The 19,003-nt window shown below is 59.7% G+C and carries 25 protein-coding genes; 12 read left to right on the forward strand and 13 right to left on the reverse strand.

The features are described from left to right. Positions 1-14 precede the first annotated feature (14 nt). Both serS and cysG read left to right on the forward strand, forming a co-directional pair. Positions 15-1,295, forward strand: coding sequence for a serine--tRNA ligase (gene serS / locus ACYZT9_RS10975; RefSeq protein WP_462009799.1), 1,281 nt, complete (start codon positions 15-17; stop codon positions 1,293-1,295). Further along, on the forward strand, positions 1,296-2,690 hold the full coding sequence (gene cysG / locus ACYZT9_RS10980) for a siroheme synthase CysG (RefSeq protein WP_462009800.1): 1,395 nt from the start codon (positions 1,296-1,298) through the stop codon (positions 2,688-2,690). It abuts the gene before it with no gap. Positions 2,691-2,842: 152 nt separating this feature from the next. Here the strand turns inward: cysG and ACYZT9_RS10985 are convergent, their stop codons facing one another. From ACYZT9_RS10985 to ACYZT9_RS11025, 9 genes are all read right to left on the reverse strand, one after another. Further along, positions 2,843-3,844 (reverse strand): glutathione S-transferase family protein, encoded by a 1,002-nt coding sequence (locus tag ACYZT9_RS10985; RefSeq protein ID WP_462009801.1) that lies wholly within the window; start codon positions 3,842-3,844, stop codon positions 2,843-2,845. 90 nt (positions 3,845-3,934) lie between these two features. Then, positions 3,935-4,936 carry a glycosyl transferase family protein gene (locus ACYZT9_RS10990; protein ID WP_462009802.1) on the reverse strand — a complete coding sequence of 334 codons (1,002 nt, stop codon included), beginning with the start codon at positions 4,934-4,936 and terminating at the stop codon, positions 3,935-3,937. Then, positions 4,933-5,268, reverse strand: a complete 336-nt coding sequence (locus ACYZT9_RS10995) for a TusE/DsrC/DsvC family sulfur relay protein (protein ID WP_462009803.1) — start codon at positions 5,266-5,268, stop codon at positions 4,933-4,935. Before ACYZT9_RS10995 ends, ACYZT9_RS10990 begins: the two co-directional genes overlap by 4 nt. Then, positions 5,265-5,558: a sulfurtransferase complex subunit TusB gene (gene tusB, locus ACYZT9_RS11000; protein ID WP_462009804.1), complete on the reverse strand. Its 294-nt coding sequence runs from the start codon at positions 5,556-5,558 to the stop codon at positions 5,265-5,267. The genes ACYZT9_RS10995 and tusB overlap by 4 nt, the downstream gene beginning before the upstream one ends. Next, complete coding sequence (gene tusC / locus ACYZT9_RS11005; RefSeq protein WP_462009805.1) at positions 5,558-5,920, reverse strand: sulfurtransferase complex subunit TusC; 363 nt, start codon at positions 5,918-5,920, stop codon at positions 5,558-5,560. Before tusC ends, tusB begins: the two co-directional genes overlap by 1 nt. A gap of 1 nt (position 5,921) precedes the next feature. Continuing rightward, on the reverse strand, positions 5,922-6,314 hold the full coding sequence (gene tusD, locus ACYZT9_RS11010) for a sulfurtransferase complex subunit TusD (protein ID WP_462009806.1): 393 nt from the start codon (positions 6,312-6,314) through the stop codon (positions 5,922-5,924). A gap of 195 nt (positions 6,315-6,509) precedes the next feature. Beyond that, positions 6,510-7,214: a YoaK family protein gene (locus tag ACYZT9_RS11015; protein ID WP_462009807.1), complete on the reverse strand. Its 705-nt coding sequence runs from the start codon at positions 7,212-7,214 to the stop codon at positions 6,510-6,512. Positions 7,215-7,242: 28 nt separating this feature from the next. Next, positions 7,243-7,572, reverse strand: a complete 330-nt coding sequence (locus ACYZT9_RS11020) for a DUF6388 family protein (protein WP_462009808.1) — start codon at positions 7,570-7,572, stop codon at positions 7,243-7,245. Positions 7,573-7,591: 19 nt separating this feature from the next. Further along, a complete protein-coding gene (locus tag ACYZT9_RS11025) occupies positions 7,592-7,837 on the reverse strand; it encodes a hypothetical protein (protein ID WP_054053620.1) in 246 nt (81 codons plus the stop codon). 163 nt (positions 7,838-8,000) lie between these two features. On the opposite strand from ACYZT9_RS11025, the gene ACYZT9_RS11030 reads away from it, so the two are divergent. Next, the gene (locus tag ACYZT9_RS11030; protein ID WP_462009809.1) at positions 8,001-8,351 is read left to right on the forward strand and encodes a hypothetical protein; all 351 of its coding nucleotides are present in this window, start codon (positions 8,001-8,003) and stop codon (positions 8,349-8,351) included. Positions 8,352-8,479: 128 nt separating this feature from the next. Here ACYZT9_RS11030 and ACYZT9_RS11035 read toward each other — a convergent pair whose 3' ends face one another. Continuing rightward, complete coding sequence (locus ACYZT9_RS11035; protein WP_462009810.1) at positions 8,480-8,911, reverse strand: GNAT family N-acetyltransferase; 432 nt, start codon at positions 8,909-8,911, stop codon at positions 8,480-8,482. 151 nt (positions 8,912-9,062) lie between these two features. On the opposite strand from ACYZT9_RS11035, the gene ACYZT9_RS11040 reads away from it, so the two are divergent. Further along, complete coding sequence (locus ACYZT9_RS11040) at positions 9,063-9,500, forward strand: hemerythrin domain-containing protein (RefSeq protein ID WP_462009811.1); 438 nt, start codon at positions 9,063-9,065, stop codon at positions 9,498-9,500. A gap of 52 nt (positions 9,501-9,552) precedes the next feature. Next, positions 9,553-10,140, forward strand: coding sequence for an NUDIX domain-containing protein (locus tag ACYZT9_RS11045; RefSeq protein WP_462009812.1), 588 nt, complete (start codon positions 9,553-9,555; stop codon positions 10,138-10,140). A gap of 125 nt (positions 10,141-10,265) precedes the next feature. On the opposite strand, the gene ACYZT9_RS11050 is transcribed toward ACYZT9_RS11045, so the two are convergent. Then, a complete protein-coding gene (locus ACYZT9_RS11050) occupies positions 10,266-10,775 on the reverse strand; it encodes a methylated-DNA--[protein]-cysteine S-methyltransferase (protein WP_462010194.1) in 510 nt (169 codons plus the stop codon). A 148-nt stretch (positions 10,776-10,923) separates the two neighbouring features. On the opposite strand from ACYZT9_RS11050, the gene ggt reads away from it, so the two are divergent. The 4 genes from ggt (at position 10,924) to ACYZT9_RS11070 (ending at position 14,834) form a co-directional block, all read left to right on the forward strand. Next, a complete protein-coding gene (ggt, locus tag ACYZT9_RS11055) occupies positions 10,924-12,651 on the forward strand; it encodes a gamma-glutamyltransferase (RefSeq protein ID WP_462009813.1) in 1,728 nt (575 codons plus the stop codon). A gap of 69 nt (positions 12,652-12,720) precedes the next feature. Beyond that, a complete protein-coding gene (locus ACYZT9_RS11060) occupies positions 12,721-13,254 on the forward strand; it encodes a cysteine hydrolase family protein (protein WP_462009814.1) in 534 nt (177 codons plus the stop codon). Between the two features lie 114 nt (positions 13,255-13,368). Next, a complete protein-coding gene (locus tag ACYZT9_RS11065; RefSeq protein ID WP_462009815.1) occupies positions 13,369-14,475 on the forward strand; it encodes a sterol desaturase family protein in 1,107 nt (368 codons plus the stop codon). Next, entirely contained in the window at positions 14,376-14,834 is a 459-nt protein-coding gene (locus tag ACYZT9_RS11070) for a GNAT family N-acetyltransferase (protein ID WP_462009816.1), read from the forward strand. The genes ACYZT9_RS11065 and ACYZT9_RS11070 overlap by 100 nt, the downstream gene beginning before the upstream one ends. A gap of 4 nt (positions 14,835-14,838) precedes the next feature. Here the strand turns inward: ACYZT9_RS11070 and ACYZT9_RS11075 are convergent, their stop codons facing one another. Together ACYZT9_RS11075 and ACYZT9_RS11080 are read right to left on the reverse strand one after the other, a co-directional pair. After that, positions 14,839-16,224, reverse strand: a complete 1,386-nt coding sequence (locus tag ACYZT9_RS11075) for a M15 family metallopeptidase (protein WP_462010195.1) — start codon at positions 16,222-16,224, stop codon at positions 14,839-14,841. Between the two features lie 172 nt (positions 16,225-16,396). After that, complete coding sequence (locus ACYZT9_RS11080; protein ID WP_462009817.1) at positions 16,397-16,711, reverse strand: NIPSNAP family protein; 315 nt, start codon at positions 16,709-16,711, stop codon at positions 16,397-16,399. 335 nt (positions 16,712-17,046) lie between these two features. Here ACYZT9_RS11080 and ACYZT9_RS11085 point away from each other — a divergent pair, with 335 nt between their 5' ends. The 3 genes from ACYZT9_RS11085 to ACYZT9_RS11095 are packed head-to-tail and all read left to right on the forward strand — an operon-like array spanning position 17,047 to position 18,943. Beyond that, positions 17,047-17,691 (forward strand): hypothetical protein, encoded by a 645-nt coding sequence (locus ACYZT9_RS11085; RefSeq protein ID WP_462009818.1) that lies wholly within the window; start codon positions 17,047-17,049, stop codon positions 17,689-17,691. Then, positions 17,691-18,122 (forward strand): phage holin family protein, encoded by a 432-nt coding sequence (locus ACYZT9_RS11090; RefSeq protein WP_462009819.1) that lies wholly within the window; start codon positions 17,691-17,693, stop codon positions 18,120-18,122. Before ACYZT9_RS11085 ends, ACYZT9_RS11090 begins: the two co-directional genes overlap by 1 nt. Further along, entirely contained in the window at positions 18,119-18,943 is an 825-nt protein-coding gene (locus ACYZT9_RS11095; RefSeq protein WP_462009820.1) for a DUF3618 domain-containing protein, read from the forward strand. Before ACYZT9_RS11090 ends, ACYZT9_RS11095 begins: the two co-directional genes overlap by 4 nt. The last annotated feature ends 60 nt before the right edge of the window (positions 18,944-19,003 follow it).

Genomic DNA, 19,003 nt, shown 5'->3' on the forward strand with positions numbered 1-19,003 from the left:
AACGAGAGACCGACATGCTCGATTCCAAACTGTTACGTAGCAACCTTCAGGACGTAGCGGACCGCCTGGCATCCCGTGGCTACACGCTGGATGTTGCGCGCATCGAAGCGCTGGAAGAACAGCGCAAGACCGTCCAGACCCGCACCGAAGCACTGCAGGCTGAACGTAATGCTCGCTCCAAATCCATCGGTCAGGCCAAGCAGCGCGGCGAAGACATCGCGCCGTTGATGGCCGACGTCGAGCGCATGGCCAACGAATTGAGCGAGGGTAAAGTCGAGCTGGACGGGATCCAGACCGATCTGGATTCGATCCTGCTCGGCATTCCGAACCTGCCGCACGAATCCGTGCCAATCGGTGATGACGAAGACGGCAACGTCGAAGTGCGCCGTTGGGGTAACCCGACTGCTTTTGATTTCCCGGTTCAGGACCACGTTGCCCTGGGCGAGAAGTTCGGCTGGCTGGATTTCGAAACCGCCGCCAAGCTGTCCGGCGCCCGTTTCGCCCTGTTGCGCGGCCCGATCGCCCGTCTGCACCGCGCCCTCGCGCAGTTCATGATCAACCTGCACGTCACCGAGCACGGTTACGAAGAGGCTTACACGCCTTATCTGGTCCAGGCACCGGCGCTGCAAGGCACCGGTCAGTTGCCGAAATTCGAAGAAGACCTGTTCAAGATCGCTCGCGAAGGCGAGGCCGATCTGTACCTGATCCCGACTGCTGAAGTGTCGCTGACCAACATCGTTGCCGGCGAGATCGTCGATTCGAAACTGCTGCCGATCAAGTTCGTCGCTCACACGCCGTGCTTCCGCAGTGAAGCGGGCGCGTCGGGTCGTGATACCCGTGGCATGATCCGTCAGCACCAGTTCGACAAGGTTGAAATGGTCCAGATTGTTGAGCCGTCGACCTCGATGGAAGCGTTGGAAGGCCTGACGGCCAACGCCGAGAAAGTCCTGCAATTGCTTGAGCTGCCTTATCGCACTATTGCGCTGTGCACCGGCGACATGGGCTTCAGCGCGGTCAAGACTTACGACCTGGAAGTGTGGATTCCGAGCCAGGACAAGTACCGCGAGATTTCGTCGTGCTCCAACTGCGGCGACTTCCAGGCCCGTCGCATGCAGGCGCGTTTCCGCAACCCGGAAACCGGCAAGCCTGAACTGGTTCACACCCTCAACGGCTCCGGTCTGGCGGTCGGTCGCACCTTGGTCGCCGTGCTGGAAAACTACCAGCAGGCCGACGGTTCGATCCGTGTGCCTGAAGTGTTGAAACCGTACATGGGTGGCCTTGAGGTCATCGGCTAAATGGACTATCTGCCGCTGTTTCACAACCTGCGCGGCAGTCGTGTGTTGGTCGTCGGTGGAGGGGAAATTGCCTTGCGCAAATCCCGCCTGCTGGCCGAAGCCGGTGCGCTGCTGCGGGTGGTCGCGCCTGAAATCGAACCGCAACTGCGTGAACTGGTGGCCGGCAGCACTGGCGAGTGTCTATTGCGTGGTTATGTTGAAACGGATCTGGACGGTTGCGGGCTGGTCATTGCCGCCACCGACGACGAACCGCTGAACGCGCAGGTGTCCGCCGACGCCCATCGGCTTTGCGTGCCGGTCAACGTGGTGGATGCGCCTGCGCTGTGCAGCGTGATTTTCCCGGCCATCGTCGACCGATCGCCGCTGATCATCGCCGTGTCCAGCGGCGGCGATGCTCCGGTGCTGGCGCGTCTGATTCGCGCGAAAATCGAAACCTGGATTCCTTCCACCTACGGTCAACTGGCCGGGCTGGCGGCGCGTTTTCGCAACCAGGTCAAAGGTCTGTTTCCGGATGTACAGCAACGTCGGGCGTTCTGGGAAGAGGTTTTTCAGGGCCCGATTGCCGACCGGCAACTGGCCGGGCAGGGCGGTGAAGCCGAGCGTCTGCTGCTGGCGAAAATCGCTGGCGAGGCGCCGAAGGCCACTGGCGAGGTGTATCTGGTGGGCGCGGGACCGGGTGATCCGGATTTGCTGACCTTCCGCGCCTTGCGCCTGATGCAGCAAGCCGATGTGGTGTTGTACGACCGTCTGGTGGCACCGGCGATTCTGGATTTGTGCCGTCGCGATGCCGAACGAGTGTACGTCGGCAAGCGTCGCGCCGATCACGCCGTGCCGCAGGATCAGATCAACCAGCAATTGGTGGATCTGGCCAAACAGGGCAAACGCGTGGTGCGGTTGAAGGGCGGTGATCCGTTTATTTTCGGCCGTGGCGGTGAAGAGATCGAAGAGCTGGCGGCCCATGGCATTCCGTTCCAGGTCGTGCCGGGGATCACGGCGGCCAGCGGTTGCGCGGCGTATGCCGGGATTCCGCTGACGCACCGCGATTACGCGCAGTCGGTGCGATTTGTCACTGGCCACTTGAAGGACGGTTCTACCGATTTGCCTTGGGCCGATCTGGTCGCACCCGCGCAAACCCTGGTGTTTTACATGGGGCTGGTGGGCTTGCCGATCATTTGCGAGCAGTTGATCAAGCATGGTCGCGGGGCGGATACCCCAGCGGCGTTGATCCAGCAGGGCACCACGGTCAATCAGCGGGTGTTTACCGGCACCTTGGCCGATCTTCCACGGTTGGTGGCGGAGCATGAAGTGCATGCGCCGACGCTGGTGATTGTTGGGGAAGTGGTGCAACTGCGCGAAAAACTGGCGTGGTTTGAAGGGGCGCAGGGGCAAGTCTGACCTGTGGCGAGGGAGCTTGCTCCCGCTGGGTCGCGAAGCGACCCCAATTCTGATTTTGTGGTCTATCAGAAAGAGCCTGGTGGGGAGTTTAGGGCTGCTGCGCAGCCCCGCGGGAGCAAGCTCCCTCGCCACAATGGATGGCGAGTGTGGTTTCAGGCTTTACGCCAAACCCCTTTCCCACTCAACCGCGCCCGATCATGGGTTGCCGTGAAGTCCTGCGCCGGCCCTTTCGGCACCATCCCGGTCGGGTTAATGGTCTTGTGGCTGCCATAGTAGTGCTTCTTGATGTGCTCAAAATCCACCGTCTCGGCAATGCCCGGCCACTGATAAATCTCCCGCAGCCAGTTCGACAGATTCGGATAATCGGCGATCCGCCGCAGGTTGCACTTGAAGTGGCCGTGATAAACCGCATCAAAGCGAATCAGCGTAGTGAACAGCCGAATGTCCGCTTCCGTGAGGTATTCGCCGGTCAGGTAGCGGTTGGCGCCGAGTAATAACTCCAGCCGATCCAGTTCGGCAAAAACATCGTCGAACGCCTCTTCATAAGCCTTTTGCGAAGTCGCAAACCCGGCACGATACACACCGTTGTTCACCGCCGGATAAATCCGTTCGTTCAGCGCATCGATCTCGCTTCGCAGTGGCGCCGGATAGAAGTCCAGGTCATTGCCGGTCAAGTCATCGAACGCGCCATTGAACATGCGGATGATCTCCGCCGATTCATTGTTGACGATGCGATTCTGTTGCTTGTCCCAGAGCACCGGCACGGTGACGCGGCCAGTGTAGTCGGCGGCATCGGCGGTGTAACGCTGGTGCATGAAGTCGAAGTGACCGAGCTTGTCGCCCGTCGAGCCGAGCGACTGGTCGAAGGTCCAGCCGTTTTCCAGCATCAGCCAACTGACCACCGACACGTCGATCAGGCTTTCGAGGCCTTTGAGTTTGCGCAGGATCAGCGTGCGGTGCGCCCATGGACAGGCGAGTGAAACGTAGAGGTGATAGCGACCTGGTTCCGCCGCAAAGCCACCAACACCGGTTGGACCCGGCTTGCCGTCTGAGGTCAGCCAGTTGCGACGTTGTGCCTGCTCACGCTGGAACGCGCCGTCCTTGCTGCTTTCGTACCACTGGTCATGCCAGCGCCCTTCCACTAACAAACCCATGTTCAAGACTCCTCAACCGATAAGCGTTGGAGAGAAGTCTATTCGGATAGGTTCGATTAAATAGCGCAAAGGTTGGGCGCTTATGATCGGTTAAATCGATCTGTCTCGAGCGTCCCAATAGTGCTGGGCGGTTTCAAAGGCTTGCTCGCGCGTTTTGCCAAGGCCGCGCAAGGCCAAGGCCATGGTTGAAATCAACGCCATTTGCGGATAACTGTCGTCCACGTCGCCACGCCAAACGGCTTTCAAATGTTCGGGATCGAGCGAGGCGGGTTTGACGTGGCGCTGCGCTGACAATTGCGGCCATTCTTCATCCCAGCTTTCGCCGCCGGTGGTGCCGTACAAGTGACTGTCGGCGTCCGGGTTGATCTCGATCTCGCCGCCATCGCCCTTGACCACAATCGCCGTGTCGCCGAGCAAGCCGCTGGCATCACGGTGCACGGCCTGGTAGCCAGGGTGGAAAATACTCTGCAGCCCGCAGCGTGCGTTCAAGGGATTGAGAATTCGTGCCAGGGAATGGATCGGCGAGCGCAGGCCGAGGGTGTTGCGCAGGTCGATCATGCGTTGAAGTTGCGGCGCCCAATCCACCAGCGGCATGAATGCCAGGCCGCCGTTATCAAGGGCCGATCCGACCTGCTGCCAGTTGCGGCACAACGGGATGTTCAATTCATCCAGCAGTTGCTCGCTGTACAGCCGCCCGGCGGTGTGCGCGCCGCCGCCGTGCATGAAAATTCGCAGGCCATTCTGCGCCAGGCATTTGGCCGCCAGCAGATACCACGGCAGATGACGCTTCTTGCCGGCATAGGTCGGCCAATCAAGATCGACATTCAACGCCGGTGCCTGCAAGCGTTCACGTAAAGCTTCAGTGAACCCGGCCATCTCTTCGGCGCTTTCTTCCTTGTGCCGCAACAGCATCAGGAACGCACCGAGCTGGGTCTCCTCGACCTTGTCGTCAAGCACCATGCCCATGGCTTCGCGAGCTTCTTCCCGGGTCAGGTCCCGGGCGCCGCGCTTGCCTTTGCCGAGAATGCGCACGAACGGGGCGAACGGGTGTTCGGCGGGCGTTTCGAGGTTCAGCGCGGGGTAGTCGGTCATAAGCAATTCGTCGGTTTGGGCAGGCCCGCCAGTTTTGCGGCGAGTTTGGCAGGGGTGCCTTTGAACAGTCGGTTCAGGTGCAGGCTGTTGCCTTTTGTCGGGCCGAGCTTCAGCGCGGTGTACTTGATCAGCGGTCGCGTGGCCGGGGATAGCTCGAATTCGGCATAGAAACTGCGCAGCAATTCGAGGATTTCCCAGTGCTCAGGGCTCAGTTCGATGCTTTCGGCGGCGGCGAGGGCGCTGGCGACTTCGGCGGACCAGTCGCTCAGTTCAACCAGGAATCCATCCTTGTCCAGCTCGATGGCGCGGGTGCCGACGGTCAGGGAATTCATAGCCAACTGTTGACCTTGTCATAGTGAATCGATAGCTCGACGAAGGCGGGATAATCGATGGCCCTGGCGGCGTCAGGAATCTCCAGAGCACGAGCCTGGGCGTCTTCGGCCAGCACGAATAGTGTCGGGTTGCGGGCGTCCAGCGCGTCGGAAGGCGCGGTGCCCGGCTGCAACGCGTACACCGCGTCGCCGGTCAGCAGCAGCGCATCGTTCGCGCCGATCACGCGCAGGCAACTGCTCAGGCGATCGTCGCCGAACGGGGAATGAGACAACACATGCAAAGTCGACATCAGAGGGTGATCACCTGGTCGTAACGGTCAATGAGGGCGGTGATTTCATGGGCGGCCAGCACCTGGGTTTCTTCGAGCGCTAAACCGGTCGGGTCCAGACCGCGTTCAGCGGCGCTGTCGCCACAGACGAACAGGTCTTCGACGCCGAACATCGGTAACGCTTGCAGGTTGGCGCTGAGGTCTTTCTGTTGCAGGGCCTTGGCGTTCTGTTTCGCGGCGAGCTGGAACACCCCGTCATCGAGAAACAGCAGGCCGATGGGCAGGTCGAACGCGCCGCCGGCCAGCACGATGTCCAGCGCTTCTCGCGCATTCGGCCCGGACCACGGCGCCTGACGGCTGATAATCAGCAGGGATTTCGGCATTTTATGCGCCTCCGAAACAGATCAGGCGGTCGGCATCCTGCACCGCATCATGCAGTTGCCCGAGGCCGGACAATTCCCACGGCGCGCCAACGGCGACCGCTTCGCGCTGATAACGCTGGGCCTCTTCTTCGTTCAACACACCACGGCGCAGGGCGGCGGCGATGCAGACCACGCCGTCCAGTTGGTGCTGGGTGACAAAGGCCCGCCATTGCTTGGGCAAGTCCTGTTCATCCTGGGGCGTGACCACGCTGCCGGAAGCGTTGTAAACGCCATCCTGATAGAAAAACAGCCGGACAATTTCATGCCCGCCGGCCAGCGCGGCCTGGGCGAAGAGCAAGGCGCGGCGCGAGGAGGGCGCATGAGCGGCGGAAAACAGCGCGATGGCGAACTTCATGACGGACTCGATCAGCGAAACTGTGGGCATGATAAAGCTTTATTGGTGGTGCGGCGAAGGGGGTTTTCCTTGAAACCGAGTCGCTGCCTTCGCGAGCAAGCCCGCTCCCACATTTAACGGTATTCTTCAGATAGTACTCGGTCGAATGTGGGAGCGGGCTTGCTCGCGAAGAGGCCCGAACAGCCGATGCAAAATTCAGCGCGGCATATACCCCAACTGCCAGCGCCGCGGAATCTTCAGCGACAGCACCCCCAGCGCCCCCGCCAGCAACCCGCTGACAAACAGCGCCTTGAGCCCAAGATGCTGTTCCAGCACGGCACCCAGCACCGCGCCGGCAAACATCCCGGTCCAGGGAATCAACTGAACCCGCCAGCCATTGCGCCGCTCGCCGAGTATCCAGCGTCCCAATCCGCGGCCGAAGCGCGACAAGGCGCCCGTGACATAGGTCAGGCCCACCGGCAGGCCATTCACTTCTTCGACGGCGGCATTGAGCATGCCCATGGCAATGATGGCGGCCAGCAGCGCCGGCAATTGTTCGTCATAAGGCCACGCCGCGGCCGCACACAACAGCATGGCGATGCACAACAGCAAGGGCAGCGCGCGACGCCCGCCGACGCGGCTGACGACAATGCCCAGGGCGTTACCGATGATGAACGTCGCCACGAGCAGCAGCAGACGCAGGGTCAGGCCCATGTCGCCGTCGCTGATCGCCACGGCCAGGCGGGTGGTGTTGCCGCTCATGAATGAGACGAAGTCGCCGCTGGCCATGAAGCCGATGGCGTCGGTCATGCCGGCGAGCACCGAGAGGGCGGCCACCAGCAACATACCGATGCGCCCGCGCCATTTCCGGGTATGCAAATGGCCCGGACTCGCGCGGGCAGTGGAGGACGAAGGCAGCATCGGTGACGGGATCCTTGAGCGGCGACGGTTACGGATTCAACCCATATAACTCGCAATATTCCAGCCAGTCCATCCCCGCCATTTCGGCCACCTCTCTGTGCACTTCCAGGCGTTGCGCCTCGTAGTCCTCAGGCGTTGCGGCGGTCAGTTGCAGGGTCAGCTCCCAGGCGAACAACTCCAGGCGCTCGGCCTCGGCTTCGAACGCTTCATGCAAGCGTTCGTCGCGAAACTGTGCTGCGGTTTCACCCTTGGCCTGGGCCAGCAGCGGGTTGAGGTTGTCGAGTTCGTGACGCAGTTCGGGGCGCTCATCGAGAAACTTCTGCAGCGCCTGCTCGTGTTGCTGTTCGGTTGCCGCCATGGTCGCTCCTTGAGAATGGTTACGAAGATTGTTTCTTGGCCTTGGCTGCGGCGGCCAGGCATTCGAGGGCAAACTGCTCGGGGTAGGTCATCTGGATGGGCGTGGTTTCGCCCTTGACGGTGCGTTCGCCGTCGAGGATGTAGCGAATCCGCTTGTCGGTGACGCCGATTCGCTTGGCAATCCAGGACGGTGTCTGACCGATCTGGCTGATCAGCTTGTCGGCATATTCAGCAGTCGGTTTGTAAAACTCGGCATTAGGTGTCATGAACGTTCCAGAAAAAATGGGCCCGGAAATAGAGGCGGATGCAGCGTTTCGCGCGACAGGGTGCGCGAATCGTTGCGCGGTGTCGCGGTATAAATGAAGTAAAGCAGAACGATACGCCGGCCTACGATGATACAGTCCGCTTTTTTCTTGATGAGCACATGCAATGCGAATTCTGATGGTGGCGCTGGCCGCAACGTTGCTGGCGGGATGTGCGGGTTCGGTAATGAACGATGCCCGTACCGGAACCCCGTACAAAACCCTGACGTCGGACAAACCGGAAAAAGTCGTCGCCCAGTGCGTGCAGTTTGCCTGGCAGGACGAGGCGGTGTTCGGCGTTGATGCGGGCGCATATCTGCAACCGGGCAAGAAGGGCGGTTCGACGGTCTACACGCGCTCGGCGGAATCCTTCGTGGACGTCACCGCGGATGCGTCGGGTACGGCATTGAGTTATTACGCGCAGCAAGACGACTTTGCCGCCAAACGCCGGTTGGCGGCGCTGGCTACCTGCCTGTGATCGTATAGGCGACGCAATACCTTTGTAGGAGCGAGCTTGCTCGCGAAGATCGTGAATGATGGTGAGCGATGACTGGAAGACTGCGCCGCCTGCGATTTCTTCGCGAGCAAGCTCGCTCCTACAGGGGGTCATGCGTTGTTGATCAGGCGCTTCTGGAAGAAGAAACGCTTGTGCCCCGGCGGGTAGTCAACGATCTGACCCAACTCGCTATAGCCCAGCTTCTTGTAAAACTCCGGCGCCTGAAAGTCGAAGGTGTCCAGCCAGATCCCCACGCATTCCTTCTCCCGTGCCAGGTCTTCGGCCATCTGCATCAGCTTCGTTCCCATGCCCTGTCCCCGGGCCTCTTCAGGCACGGACAGCAATTCGATGTACAGCCATTGATAAAAAAACCGGCCATACAGTCCGCCGAGGATTTTGTCATTGTCATCGCGTACCAACAAAGCAAGCGGTTCCGACACCGAGACACCGGCCTTTGAGGCGTTGTAGGCGCGTAACGGCAGAAGGATTGCCTGCTCTTCTGCATCCGTGGGGTTTTGCGAGCGTTCGATTCGCAATGTCATCAGCTAAATCCTTATGGCTATGAGGAAGCAAGATCGCCAAGCCTATCGCGGCGAGTGGTCGTTGTTCCAGTTCTCAAGTGGAACCGTCGTTCAGGCGCAGATGTCTAGCCTTTACAGCGTCATCCCAGAACGCGGCCAATGAGGACACTCCGTGAACATTTTTGAAGCCCTGCGCGAAAGCCACGACCGCCAACGCACCTACGCCGATGCCTTGATCAAGACCAGCGGCGACACCCCGGAGCGCGTCGAGGCGTACAAACAGCTCAAGTCCGAACTCCAGGCGCACGAAACCGCTGAAGAGCGGCATTTCTATATCCCGTTGATGGAATTCGACAACGGCGTTGACCTCAGCCGTCATGCGATTGCCGAACACCACGAGATGGACGAAATGATGGAGGAGCTCGACGAGACCGAGATGTCCAGCCCGGCCTGGCTGGCGACCGCGAAGAAACTTTCCGAGAAGGTCCATCATCACTTGAAAGAGGAAGAGCAGAAGTTCTTCCAGATGGCCGGCAAGTTACTCGACGACAAGCAGAAAGAAACGCTCGCCGCGCAATATGAGAAGGAATACAAGGCTCAACTCCCGTGAAAGGTCTTTTCGTCTAAGATGGGCGTCTTCTGACGATTAAGGACGCCTTGTCATGCCCAACACAGCCGAGCGGGTCAACATCATCGAGTCTCAGGTGTTGTCCCACGACTGGTACCTGCTGAAGAAAATCTCCTTTGATTACCAGCGCAACAACGGCGAATGGCAACGCCAGACCCGCGAGGTCTATGACCGTGGCAATGGCGCGGCGATTCTGCTCTTCAACCGAGAAAAGAAAACCGTCGTATTGACCCGGCAATTCCGATTGCCGGTGTTCGTCAACGGGCACGACGGTTTGCTGATCGAAGTGGCGGCGGGATTGCTCGAAGGTGCCGCCCCGGAAGAGCGCATACGCGATGAAGCAGAAGAGGAAACCGGTTATCGCGTGCACCATGTGCAGAAGGTATTCGAGGCCTACATGAGCCCCGGCTCGGTGACTGAAAAACTGCACTTCTTCATCGCTGAATACGATGCGACCTCGAAAGTGGGCGAGGGTGGCGGTCTGGAGGCAGAGACCGAGGAACTGGAAGTGCTGGAGTGGTCGTTCGATCAGGCGCTCGAGGCGTTTTATCGCGGCGAAATCTGCGATGCGAAGACCATCATGCTGTTGCAGTACGCGGCGATGAAAAACATATTCGCCTGATCACGCGATCCTCTGTAGGAGCGAGCACGCTCGCGAAGAACGTCTGAACAACGCGGTCAGCCGGACAGCCCGCGTTATCGTTGAGCACCATCGCGAGCAAGCTCGCTCCTACACAAAAAGCAAGGTCAAAAGCCTTCGAGACGTCCGGTTTTACCTCGTCCACCTTCGAGCGCGAGCAACAATTCCTTCGCTTCAAGCCCGCCGGCAAAGCCGGTGAGCTTTCCTGAAGCGCCAATCACCCGATGACACGGCGCAACGATCGAGATCGGGTTCTTGCCATTCGCCGCGCCCACCGCGCGAACCGCGCTAGGGTTGCCGATCTGCTCGGCGATCTGGCTGTAGCTGCGCGTCTCGCCGAACGGAATGGTCAAGAGTGCCTGCCACACCTTCTTCTGAAAATCCGTCCCGACGAAATCCAGCTCCAGGTCGAATCGATTTCGCGTGCCGGCAAAGTATTCCGTCAGTTGCTGTCGGGCGTGAACAAGGATCGGGTTGTCCGGGGCTTCGCTCATTGGACCAAGGCGCACACGGTTCGGTTTGTCGTTTTCCCAGAGGATGGCCGCCAGTCTTGAGCCGTTCGCGACCAGCTTCAATTCGCCGACCGGGGAGGCCATGGTGGTGAAGGTGAAAATCATGCCGGCGAACTCCGAAAACAGGTGAGCAGGGGGCAAGCATACTGCCTCATCGGGGAGGCGCAATACGCAATCCCAGCCATACTGCGTACTGCTCTTGAAACGTTTTCTCTGTTTTTTACCGACCCTAAAAACAAAAAGAGACCGACTCATGAAGTTCGAACCTTTTGCCCAATCGCTCATCGCGACCTCCTTGGCGTTCAGCTGCCTCATGGCTCATGCAGCCTCCCTCGCGCCTGTCGCCGCCGAAAACGGCATGGTGGTCACCGCCCAGCATCTGGCCAGCCATGTGGGCGTGGATGTACTCAAGAACGGTGGCAACGCCGTCGATGCCGCCGTTGCGGTCGGGTATGCGCTGGCGGTGGTGTATCCCGCGGCGGGTAATCTGGGCGGCGGCGGTTTCATGACCATTCAACTGGCGGACGGACGCAAGACCTTCCTCGACTTCCGCGAAAAAGCCCCCCTGGCCGCAACAGCCGACATGTACCTCGACAAGGAGGGCAACGTCGTCCCGGACCTCAGCACCCGTGGCCACCTCGCGGTCGGCGTGCCGGGCACGGTGTCTGGCATGGAACTGGCGCTGAGCAAGTACGGCACCAAGCCGCGCAAGGAAGTGATCGCCCCGGCGATCAAACTTGCCGAAGACGGTTTTACCCTGGAGCAGGGCGATGTCGAATTGCTTGAATACGCCACCGATGTCTTCAAAAAAGACATAAAGGATTCCGGCTCGATCTTCCTGAGCAACGGCGAGCCGATGCAGGTCGGGCAGAGACTCGTTCAAAAAGACCTGGGTAAGACCCTGCGGGAAATTTCCGAGAAGGGTGCCGACGGTTTCTATAAAGGCTGGGTGGCCGACGCGATCGTCACCTCCAGCCAGGCCAACAAGGGCATCATCACCCAGGCCGACCTCGACAAATACAAGACCCGCGAACTGGCGCCAATCGAGTGTGACTATCGCGGTTACCACGTGGTCTCGGCGCCACCGCCAAGCTCCGGCGGTGTGGTGATCTGCGAGATCATGAACATCCTCGACGGCTACCCGATGAAGGACCTGGGCTACCACTCGGCGCAGGGCATGCACTACCAGATCGAAGCCATGCGCCACGCGTATGTGGACCGCAACAGCTACCTCGGCGACCCGGACTTCGTGAAGAACCCGATCGCCCATCTGCTGGATAAAAACTACGCGACGAAAATCCGCGAAGCCATCAACCCGCAAAAGGCTGCGGTGTCGAGCGAGCTTAAACCCGGTGTAGCTCCTCACGAAGGCAGCAACACCACCCACTACTCCATCGTCGATAAATGGGGCAACGCGGTCTCGGTGACCTACACCTTGAACGACTGGTTTGGCGCCGGCGTCATGGCCAGCAAAACCGGGGTCATTCTCAACGACGAAATGGACGACTTCACCTCGAAAATCGGTGTGCCGAACATGTACGGCCTGGTACAGGGGGAAGCCAACGCCATCGCACCGGGCAAGGCGCCGCTGTCGTCCATGAGCCCGACCATCGTCACCAAGGACGGCAAAGTGGTGATGGTGGTCGGCACGCCGGGTGGGAGTCGCATCATCACCGCGACCTTGCTGACCATCCTCAACGTGATCGACTACGGGATGAACATCCAGGAAGCGGTGGATGCGCCGCGTTTCCACCAGCAGTGGTTGCCGGAAGAGACCAACCTGGAAACCTTCACCACCAGTCCGGACACGGTAAAACTGCTCGAAAGCTGGGGGCATAAGTTCGCCGGGCCGCAGGATGCCAACCATATCGCCGCGATTCTGGTCGGCGCGCCGTCGCTGGAAGGGAAGCCGGTGGGCAAGAACCGCTTCTACGGCGCGAACGATCCGCGTCGCAACACCGGGTTGTCGCTTGGTTATTGAGCGTTGTTTTTGGACGGGGACGGACGTACTTTCTGCCCCCTGACTCACCGACATATCAAGGAAGGAACCATGACCACCGCACTGTTAATCATCGACGTTCAGCGCGCTCTGTGCACTGGCGAGTACGAGTGCTTCGAGATTGCACGAGTCATTGAACGCATCAACGGGCTTAGCGCCCGGGCCCGAAAGGCCGGGGTTCCGGTGGTGCTGATCCAGCACGAAGAATCGGGCGGTCCCTTTGCCCATGACACCAAAGGCTGGCAACTGGCCGAAGGGCTGGAAACCTCACCCCAGGATTGGCGTGTACGCAAAACCACACCGGATTCGTTCTACCAGACCAACCTGCAAAAACTGTTGCCGGTGCAGGATTTCGAACGCCTGATCATCTGCGGGCTGCAAACCGACTATTGCGTCAATGCCACCGTGCGTCAGGCGCTGCAACTGGGGTACGACGTGGTGCTTGCGGCTGACGCTCACTCCACCGTCGACAACGGAAACCTCGCTGCCGAAGACATCATCGCCGAGCACAATAAGGACCTGGCGCATTTGACCGGTTCGGTGGCGCGAATTGACGTGATGTCCACGGCGGACATCACCTTTTAACGCTGAAGTGAAAGGGGCTTATGCCCAGAGGCCGGAGCTGGAGCTACAGTTAAGAACCGTTCTCGGTTAAAGTGGGATTTTTAATGATCTTGCTTTGATGGAGGCGAGCTTGACGTGGATGCTCTTGCGCTGCTCTATAACGGTCTGACCGATTGGGTGATCGAGCCCGTTACCCAGCAGTTTCTAGGCCTTTTCGATCTGAATGGGCGCATGGGATTACTGTTTCTGTGCACGTCGTACAGCATCGCCTACGCCCTGTTCCGGTTCAGGAAACACCGAGGTCTCACCGACGCGCGGTCGTTTGGAGCGTTCATCGGCGGGCGTCGCGTGTATTTCCATCGTTCGGCGTTGCTCGATTATCGCTACTACTTTGTGCGGGCGGTCCTCAAAGTCGCGCTGGTGTTGCCCATTGTCGGACTGGTGGACCCGCTCGTCCTGCGTTCCGGAGACTACATCGCCTTTTTCACCAACCTGTGGGGCGCGCGGGTGCAAGTGGAGCAGAACCTGTCATTGTCCTTGCTCTACGGCCTCGGCGTTTTTCTGGTGAGAGACTTTATGAGCTACTGGGCGCACCGCGCCTTCCATTCCCGATGGCTTTGGGCATTTCACAAAGTCCATCATTCGGCACCTGTGCTGGTGCCGGCGACCGCCAGCCGGGTTCATTTCGTGGAGAAGATTGTCGACAAGCTGTCGACGATTATCGGCATCGGCGCCTATGCCGGCGTCTTCTGGTATGCCTGTGGCGGCGAGATTAGCCGTTATACCCTGTTTGGCGTGACCTATCTGGTGTTCATCCTCAATGCGCTGGCAGCCAACCTGCGTCACAGCCATGTCTGGTTTTCGTTCGGGCCTGTGTTCGAACACGTGCTGAACAGCCCGGCCCAGCACCAGATTCATCACAGCGATGCACCGCAACATTTCAACCGCAACTTTGGCATCAACCTGTCGCTGTGGGACTGGATGTTCGGTACGCTTTACGTCACCACGTCGAAGCCCGAAGTCCTTCGGTTCGGCACCGGCGAAAACGATCATGAGCGTTACCTGACGGTCTGCAGCCTGATCGTCACGCCGTTTATCGACATTGCCCGACATACCACTGCTGCCTCACGGAGACCCCTCTCATGGATGTCCAGGTCCATCGCGCCGACGCCACCCATCTCGACAACATTGCCAGCCTGTTCGACGCCTATCGAGGTTTCTATGGCCAGCCCTCAAACCTGACGCAATCACGCGACTTCATCGCCGAACGCCTCGCTCGGGATGAATCCGTGATCTTCTTTGCCCAGGACGCCACGGGCGCAGCGCTGGGTTTTGTCCAGTTGTTTCCAACTTTTTCCTCAATTGATGCGCACCGCACCTGGCTGCTTGGCGACCTTTTCACCGCACCTGCTGCCCGGGGCCACGGAGTCGGCACACATCTGATGAACACCGCGCGATCCTTCGCGTTGCTGACCGGCGCCAAAGGCATGGTGCTGGAAACGGCCACGGACAATCACGGCGCACAACGCTTGTATGAATCCTTGGGCTATGTGCGTGACACGGGTTACTACACCTACTGCCTGGATTTGAAGCAGGGTTGATGGATTACCGTTGCGGCAGGTGCCAGCGTTCACGTAATTGCTCGTACTGCGCCTCGGGCATCTGCACCAGCAGCGGCGACTGGCGTGGATCGAGCCAGTCGAACAAACGGGAAATGTCCGCCTGATCCATGGCCGTGCAGCCCGCTGTCGGTGAGGTTGGGCTACGCCAGATGTGGAAAAAAATGCAAGAGCCCAAGGCGGGGGACGCCGGGGTGTTGTGCTCGATGACGATGCCTTTGCGATAGCCTTCCTCGCTGCGCATGCGTTCGGCGCTGTTCCAGTCCTTTGAAATCTTCGAGTTGTCGACCAGTTCGTTGTAGCGAGCGGAGTGGCTGTCGTCGACGCATTCGATGGTCGGTGTCAGGGCGAGGTAAGGCAGTTTTGTCTCAGACGTATTGTCGTAGCCGAATGCCGTTCCGAGTTTGAAAACCCCGGCCGGCGCTTTTCCATCACCTTCACGTTTCACCGGACCGTCGCCTGGCTCAACGCTACTTAAACCCTTGCCCCAGGCCATGCCGTTTTTGCCGACCACTACCGCAAACGCACTACCCAGTTTTCGGAAGGTTTTCCCGTCCCGTTCATAGCGTTGGGCGGTGCCCTGAATGTCATCCCAATGTTTGCTGATGACTACAATCAGCTGATGGCTACTCCCGAGGGCTTCGCTGGCGCCGAGCGGCGTGATCGGAAAATCCATGACCTCGTTCGGCGCCCCGGCGCCAGTGTAAGTGAAGTGCCACCATTCCTTCGAATAACCGGAAAATCCTTCTTTTTCCATCGCATTGCTTAGCCGCTGACGATTGTCTTTCGCGGTCGCATTGATGGTCGGGTTGGCGGTATGCGCCCGCTCATCAAAACAATCGAACCCGGTGCCCATGTCGAGCGCGCCGTCATGCCAGCGCTGAGCATAGGGCGCCGTGCAATCGACCTGCGCGGCCGAAGGCCCCCAAGTGGCGGCGGGCAGCGCTTGCGGGCCAGTCAGTGTCAGGTCCACGGTCGAGCCCCTGGAGTGATTCGACACCCGCGCCACATACCCCAGGCGCCAGAAATCCTGCTTGTCCACGCGCGGGTAGAACTCGGACTTGCGGGGGTCGCCGTGCTCGGTGGCGAAACGGCCCATATCGGCCACCGCGCGACTCGGCCGGTAACAGTCAAACACCTTCAAGCCGTAGCCTTGCGTGCGCAATGACGCTTGCACTCGGGCGAGGGCTTTGGCGGCATCCAGCGACAACAGGCACTCGGCGGCGGCATAACCGTCGAGTGGGTGGCCGGTGAAATTATGGGCGTTGGCGTAGCGAATCTCTTGTTCGATGGTCGGATCGATCGTGCGCAGATAGACCATGTGCTCGGGCCGGGGCTCGGCATCGGCCGCGACACTCATGAACACGCTCATGAAAAACGCCAGGCACTTGTAGGAGCGAGCTCGCTCGCGATGGACGTTAACGATAACGCGGGCATCCCGAATCAACGCGTCGTCCTTGCGTTCATCGCGAGCAAGCTCGCTCCTACAGAGGCGGGGGATGGTGTTGAGAAAGGGCACGCCGTGTCTCCTGTCCTGATGACCGCTACGCCTTGGCTCCGAACACCGGCCTGAAAAAAGACCGCTCATAGCTGATGATGCATTTGGTTTCTTCGGCGTATTTGAAGGCCGCGATGCACTCCGGGTCGTTCATGGAGTCCTGTCGATAGCGCTCGTAGTCGGCAAGGCTTGGAAAGCTGAACATCGCCATGGCGATATTGTTCGCGCCCTCGGAGGGCAGGAAATAGCCGTGATGCTGGCCGCCGAATTTCTCCACGAGGGGGATCCACAGTTTTCCATAGTGTTCGAACGCTTCGAGCTGGTAGGGGTCGAGCACATACTTCAAATAACAAGTGATCATCGGTCCGCTCTCCTTTTCGCAGAGCCGCCAGTCTCTCAGGATTGGCCTGGAAAATCAGCAGCCGACTGTGGGAGCGGCGGTGCGGCGATCCGACTTGCTCGCGAAGGCGGACTGGCATTCAGCATTGATGTCGACTGACACGACGCCTTCGCGAGCAAGCCCGCTCCCACAAGTACTCGTTGGTACACCTCCGCTCAAGCGGCCAAAACGCATCACTCATCATTCCAGTGGAACTCCCCGTCACGCCCCTTCGTCATCTGAACTAAGGGAATGCTACGGGTCATTCGTGGCGCACCCGATCACGTTTTTTTTTCATCCAGAAGGCGAGGGACGACATGAATACTTCAGACAACATGACCGGGAGTCAGCCGAATTCCGGAAAACCGGAGCACGATTTTCAACACTTGAAGGAGGACGTGACAGAAGCGCTCGGTGGCGCGCGACAGCAAGCGGATGCGCAGTTCGGGCAATATCGCGACACCGCGGCCGATCAGATCGAAGCACTGGCCAGGGGTGCGAAATCCGTCGTCTCCGAGCTGGAAAGCAAGGACACCCTCGGCATGTCCGACTACCTTGCCGACATGGCGGATTCCATGAGCGGTCTGGCCGGTAACCTGCGCGGGAAAAGCGCCGAACAGCTGCTGCACGATGGCGCGGAACTGGCGCGCAACAATCCGGCCCTGTTCATTGCCGGCAGCATCGCCCTGGGCTTTGGCCTTTCGCGGTTTCTGAAAGCCGGCAGCGGCCCGGCGGCATCGACGGTCTCTGGCTCCCGTGACCCGGCCGAAGGGCATTCCATGCCGCCGTCGGGCGGGTTTGGTGCTCACTCACCTTACGAAACTTCAGTGCCGCCTCGCACCGATCAAGGACCGGATCTGGCCAGCGGCATCACGCCAGCGTCGCCGAGTGAACCTGACCATTCATCAGACTTCGTTACCACCTCGACACCGGGTTCGAGCACCTTCAAAGGAGCACTGTGATGAACAGAGAAGATAGGGATTTACCGGGCGCAAGACCGATCCCCGCGCCTGAACATGACGCTTCGCTCGTCAGCCTGTTACGTCAACTGTCGCGCGAAGTGCCTGAGTTGCTCAGCAAGGAGCTGGCGTTGGCCAAAGCCGAGCTGCAGACCAGCCTCACGACACTCAAGGCCGGCATCGCCGGGGTCGCGGGGGGGGCGATTGTGTTGTTGGCGGGGTTCATCATTCTGTTGATGTCCGCGGTCTACGGCTTGAGCATGGTGATGGAGCCCTGGCTGGCAGCGCTGATTGTCGGCGTGCTGGTGATGATCGTCGGGTTCGCCATGCTGCAGTCCGGAAAAAAACAGTTCGAGCCATCCCACTTCAAGCCTGAACGCACGTTGGACGCCTTGAATAAAGACCAGGAAGCGCTGCGGAGGAAAGTCTCATGAACAATGAATTTGTCACCGAAACGGGAAAAAGCCCCGAAACCATCGAGCGTGAAATCGATGCGCAGCGGGCGAGTATCGGCAACATTGTCGATGCCCTGGAAAGCAAGTTCACTCCCGGTCAGATGTTCGATCAGGCGTTGGGTCTGATGCAAAGCAACGGCACTACTTTTCTGACCAACCTGGGCACCAGCGTACGTAACAATCCGGTTCCGGCAGTGCTGACATCGGTCGGATTGCTGTGGTTGATGATGAGCCAGAATCGCCCGCCAGTGGCCCGTCCAGGCTACCGGACCGGTCCGGATCAAGACACGGTCGGAGAGTGGGTCGACGGGCTGGCCGATAGCGTCGGTGGCGCGCGTGAGCATTTGCACCAGACCGCGGATACCCTCAAGGAGGGCTACCAGAGCGTCAAGGGCAAGGCTGCGCACCTGGGCGATAACCTCGGGGCGGCGACTGAAAACATCAGCCATGCCGTGCATGACGCCGGCGACCGTTTGCTGCGCAGTACGCAAGTGATGAGCAACCAGTTCAATCATTTGCTCAAGGAGCAACCGCTGATGGTCGCCGCTGCGGGGATCGCGTTAGGTGCCATGATCGGCGCTGCGTTTCCTTCGACGGCAACCGAGCAACGCTACCTAGGCAAAACCAGTGCGGACTTGACTGGCAAGGTAAAGCAACAGGCTCGGGAGGGGTTTGAGGCGGTGCGCGATACCGTGACGAAAACCACGGATCATTCGGATTTGCCCGGCACGCCGGGTGGGGAGCAGCGGACCGGATCGGCGACGTCAGCCGATCTGTCACAAGGTCTGGGGACTTCATAAAGGGGTGTGAAAAAGCGGGAGGTCTGACACTGACCTCCCGCTTCTCATCCGCTGAAAATC

Source organism: Pseudomonas sp. ZT5P21, from assembly GCF_054897785.1.

Coding starts and splice junctions, on each gene's coding strand:
- serS (WP_462009799.1), top strand. CDS start 15: ATGCTCGATTCCAAACTGTTACGTAGCAACCTTCAGGACGTAGCGGAC.
- cysG (WP_462009800.1), top strand. CDS start 1,296: ATGGACTATCTGCCGCTGTTTCACAACCTGCGCGGCAGTCGTGTGTTG.
- ACYZT9_RS10985 (WP_462009801.1), bottom strand. CDS start 3,844: ATGGGTTTGTTAGTGGAAGGGCGCTGGCATGACCAGTGGTACGAAAGC.
- ACYZT9_RS10990 (WP_462009802.1), bottom strand. CDS start 4,936: ATGACCGACTACCCCGCGCTGAACCTCGAAACGCCCGCCGAACACCCG.
- ACYZT9_RS10995 (WP_462009803.1), bottom strand. CDS start 5,268: ATGAATTCCCTGACCGTCGGCACCCGCGCCATCGAGCTGGACAAGGAT.
- tusB (WP_462009804.1), bottom strand. CDS start 5,558: ATGTCGACTTTGCATGTGTTGTCTCATTCCCCGTTCGGCGACGATCGC.
- tusC (WP_462009805.1), bottom strand. CDS start 5,920: ATGCCGAAATCCCTGCTGATTATCAGCCGTCAGGCGCCGTGGTCCGGG.
- tusD (WP_462009806.1), bottom strand. CDS start 6,314: ATGAAGTTCGCCATCGCGCTGTTTTCCGCCGCTCATGCGCCCTCCTCG.
- ACYZT9_RS11015 (WP_462009807.1), bottom strand. CDS start 7,214: ATGCTGCCTTCGTCCTCCACTGCCCGCGCGAGTCCGGGCCATTTGCAT.
- ACYZT9_RS11020 (WP_462009808.1), bottom strand. CDS start 7,572: ATGGCGGCAACCGAACAGCAACACGAGCAGGCGCTGCAGAAGTTTCTC.
- ACYZT9_RS11025 (WP_054053620.1), bottom strand. CDS start 7,837: ATGACACCTAATGCCGAGTTTTACAAACCGACTGCTGAATATGCCGAC.
- ACYZT9_RS11030 (WP_462009809.1), top strand. CDS start 8,001: ATGCGAATTCTGATGGTGGCGCTGGCCGCAACGTTGCTGGCGGGATGT.
- ACYZT9_RS11035 (WP_462009810.1), bottom strand. CDS start 8,911: ATGACATTGCGAATCGAACGCTCGCAAAACCCCACGGATGCAGAAGAG.
- ACYZT9_RS11045 (WP_462009812.1), top strand. CDS start 9,553: ATGCCCAACACAGCCGAGCGGGTCAACATCATCGAGTCTCAGGTGTTG.
- ACYZT9_RS11050 (WP_462010194.1), bottom strand. CDS start 10,775: ATGATTTTCACCTTCACCACCATGGCCTCCCCGGTCGGCGAATTGAAG.
- ggt (WP_462009813.1), top strand. CDS start 10,924: ATGAAGTTCGAACCTTTTGCCCAATCGCTCATCGCGACCTCCTTGGCG.
- ACYZT9_RS11060 (WP_462009814.1), top strand. CDS start 12,721: ATGACCACCGCACTGTTAATCATCGACGTTCAGCGCGCTCTGTGCACT.
- ACYZT9_RS11070 (WP_462009816.1), top strand. CDS start 14,376: ATGGATGTCCAGGTCCATCGCGCCGACGCCACCCATCTCGACAACATT.
- ACYZT9_RS11075 (WP_462010195.1), bottom strand. CDS start 16,224: ATGAGCGTGTTCATGAGTGTCGCGGCCGATGCCGAGCCCCGGCCCGAG.
- ACYZT9_RS11080 (WP_462009817.1), bottom strand. CDS start 16,711: ATGATCACTTGTTATTTGAAGTATGTGCTCGACCCCTACCAGCTCGAA.
- ACYZT9_RS11085 (WP_462009818.1), top strand. CDS start 17,047: ATGAATACTTCAGACAACATGACCGGGAGTCAGCCGAATTCCGGAAAA.
- ACYZT9_RS11090 (WP_462009819.1), top strand. CDS start 17,691: ATGAACAGAGAAGATAGGGATTTACCGGGCGCAAGACCGATCCCCGCG.
- ACYZT9_RS11095 (WP_462009820.1), top strand. CDS start 18,119: ATGAACAATGAATTTGTCACCGAAACGGGAAAAAGCCCCGAAACCATC.